The sequence below is a fragment of the Shewanella sp. KT0246 genome, assembly GCF_019654955.1.
GTDB classification, from domain to species: Bacteria; Pseudomonadota; Gammaproteobacteria; order Enterobacterales; family Shewanellaceae; genus Shewanella; species Shewanella goraebulensis.
The window spans coordinates 1-499 of record NZ_BPEV01000140.1 but is presented as its reverse complement, the minus strand read 5'-3'; the positions used below and the strand labels follow the sequence as shown (position 1 = coordinate 499).

General features: G+C 54.3%; 1 protein-coding gene. It reads left to right on the top strand.

The genetic code is table 11. The annotated features are described in order from the left end of the window. The coding region (locus tag K5Q58_RS20850) for a hypothetical protein (protein WP_220755747.1) at positions 1–499 on the top strand (499 nt) is incomplete at both ends.

Sequence of the window (499 nt, the reverse complement as noted above, 5' to 3'; positions counted from 1 at the left end):
CTCAAGGTAGCGACACCGCAACCGTTGCTGATGAAACCGCGCCAAATGCGCCAACGGTATTGATTGTTGATGATGGCAACCCAGGCGATGGCCTGCTCACCCAAGCTGAAATTGGTGCTGATGACGTACAGCTGCAAGTCACTATCGATGGTACTGACTTTGAAGCTGGCGGCTATGTCACGCTTACCATTAACGGTGGCGGGGACATTCAGCTGAGTTTCGCTGACTTCACTGATGCTGGCAACGGCAGCTTCACCTTTGGTAACTACACTTATGCCAACGGCGTGATCAGCTGGACAGAAACCGCGCCTGCTGAAGGCGACAGCATCACAGTCACCGCCACCCAAACCGATAAGGCTGACAACACCTCGGCTCAAGGTAGCGACACCGCAACCGTTGCTGATGAAACCGCGCCAAATGCGCCAACGGTATTGATTGTTGATGATGGCAACCCAGGCGATGGCCTGCTCACCCAAGCTGAAATTGGTGCTGATGACGT